This window comes from Peribacillus sp. P4_C12, assembly GCF_056402095.1.
Map to the genome: position 1 here is coordinate 1 of NZ_JBFUIB010000589.1, position 2,064 is coordinate 2,064.

The window sequence follows — 2,064 nt, forward strand, 5'->3', positions numbered from 1 at the left end:
ACACCTCTTCTTGCCAAAGCTGTGGTAATTGCTTTGCCGTTTCTTCCCAAGCTTTGTAATCTTCAATTGGTTTTGCATTTTTGTACTGTTCTTCTGGAACCATTTTTTCAGCTACTTCTTTCGGTAGTTCTACATCGCGAATTGGACGGGCAAATCCTTTAGCTAAGTTAATTTGTCCTTCATCGCTTAAGATATATTCTCTAGTTGCCATCGCCGCATGCGGATGCTTTGCATTTTTGTTAATAATAGTTGCGTAGCCGCTTACGACTGAACCTTCACTTGGAATGGCGACTTCAAATTGATCGCGGTTAATTTGGTCAGCGTAACCAAGAGCATTGAAATCCCAAACTAAGGCAACTTCCACTTCCCCTTTTTCGATATTAGCTGGTTTAGCATCAGTTAAGCTAAGGCGGCCTTGCTTGGCAAGCTTAGCAAAATAGTCAATTCCTGGTTGGAGATTTGTTTCATCACCACCGTAAGCCTTAGCGGCAGCAAGAACGGCCATTTGGTTCTGTGTACCACGCTGAACATCTCCAACTGTTACTTTATAATCTCCTTTTAATATGTCATCCCATGATTTTGGCGGGTTATCTACTAATTCTTTATTAGTTAAGAATGCAATCGTTCCTTGGTATCCAACAACCCAATCTCCATTGTCATCTTTTGCCCAGTCAGGTACCTCGTCCCAATAGGAAGTTTTATATGGCATCGTTAATTCTTTTTGTTCTGCGATGGGCCCAAAGGAAACCCCTACATCGCCGATATCAGCTGTTGCATTCTCTCCTTCAGATTCCATTTTGGCAATCTCTTCGGCACTGGATAAATCTGTATCATTGTGTTCCAATTTATATTTTTTCATCACTTCATTCCACGTTTCTCCCCAGTTAGCCCATGAATCAGGCATACCCACACTATTAATTGTCCCCTCTTCTTTTGCCTTTGTTTCAATTTCTTTCAGGGTTAACGAACTTGGATCCTTAACAACTGGAGCAGCCTCCTCTTTAGTAGATCCACAAGCAGCTAATCCTAGTACACTCACTCCTAACATCACAGCTTGAATAGACTTGTAACAATTCTTCTTGAATGTGTAATTCATAAAAAGTGCCTCCATTTAGTGTGGAATTTTTAATGTTTATTACTGTTTGTTACGGTTTAATCATAATTCGACAATATTAATCCCACATTAATCAACTATTAAGGTTTTGTAAAACAACTCTTTATTCGTCAAATTCACCAGGTTTTATTTCCATAATCATCCAGAAATAAAGCCTCAACGTATATGATGCTTGTACATGCTGAAAGGATTCGATTTACTCAAGAGAAGAAAGATTGGCAGGATTATGAACTTATTAAGGAAATATTTGAGGCCAAGGGGAAAAAAGCAGGTGCACTCACCATCAAAATGATTTTAGAGAATAAGCATTTTGTCACGATGAACCATAAAAAGATTCGGAGGCTCATGCATAAGTTCAATCATAAAGCCACAATTCGTCAACCGAAAGCCACTCATGAGCAAACCACTTAAACAGGAATTTTAACCAAGGAGACCGAGGAAAGTTCTCCTTATAGATATCACTTACGTTTATTATGGTTCTGGACAACAAGCTTATCTTTCTTGTGTCAAAGACGCTGTTACACGAGAAATCATCGCTTTTCACTTATCTAAAAGTCTCAAGATGGGGATTGTCTATCAGACATTGGAGAAGCTCTATGATTCCCTAAAAGTTCTAATATATCCTGAAGCGATCATTCATTCAGACCAAGGCGTTCATTACACACACACTGAGTTCCAGCGCCGAGTGAAAGAACTAGGGCTGAAACAATCCATGCCGCGAAAGGGCAACTATTGGGATAACGCCATTATGGAATCATTCTTTGCCCATTTTAAAGATGAAGTGGATTATTTGGAGTGTCAAACTTTTGATAGTTACACCGATTGATTGAAGAATATATGGAAGAATACTATACAAATCGTTACCAATGGAGCCTAAATAGAATGACTCCCGCACAACGCAAAAAAGGACAGAAAAGAGTAATGGCAACATTCCCTTCTCTGTCCTTTTA

The 2,064-nt window shown here is 39.2% G+C and carries 2 protein-coding genes and 1 pseudogene; 2 read left to right on the forward strand and 1 reads right to left on the reverse strand.

Going from position 1 to position 2,064, the window contains the following annotated elements; genetic code table 11:
* Window positions 1-1,096: ABC transporter substrate-binding protein (locus tag AC1DUW_RS26855; RefSeq protein ID WP_477643935.1), on the reverse strand; the 1,096-nt coding region annotated here is incomplete at its 3' end.
* 183 nt (window positions 1,097-1,279) lie between these two features.
* Between AC1DUW_RS26855 and AC1DUW_RS26860 the strand changes: the two genes are divergently transcribed.
* Both AC1DUW_RS26860 and AC1DUW_RS26865 read left to right on the forward strand, forming a co-directional pair.
* Window positions 1,280-1,525, forward strand: a complete 246-nt coding sequence (locus AC1DUW_RS26860) for a helix-turn-helix domain-containing protein (RefSeq protein ID WP_083450766.1) — start codon at window positions 1,280-1,282, stop codon at window positions 1,523-1,525.
* Window positions 1,526-1,553: 28 nt separating this feature from the next.
* Window positions 1,554-1,940: pseudogene (locus tag AC1DUW_RS26865) on the forward strand (DDE-type integrase/transposase/recombinase); the annotation flags it as partial.
* Window positions 1,941-2,064: the final 124 nt, after the last annotated feature.

Bases quoted from the DNA above. Each gene is read 5' to 3' on its own strand.
- AC1DUW_RS26860 (WP_083450766.1), top strand. From the start codon at position 1,280: ATGATGCTTGTACATGCTGAAAGGATTCGATTTACTCAAGAGAAGAAA.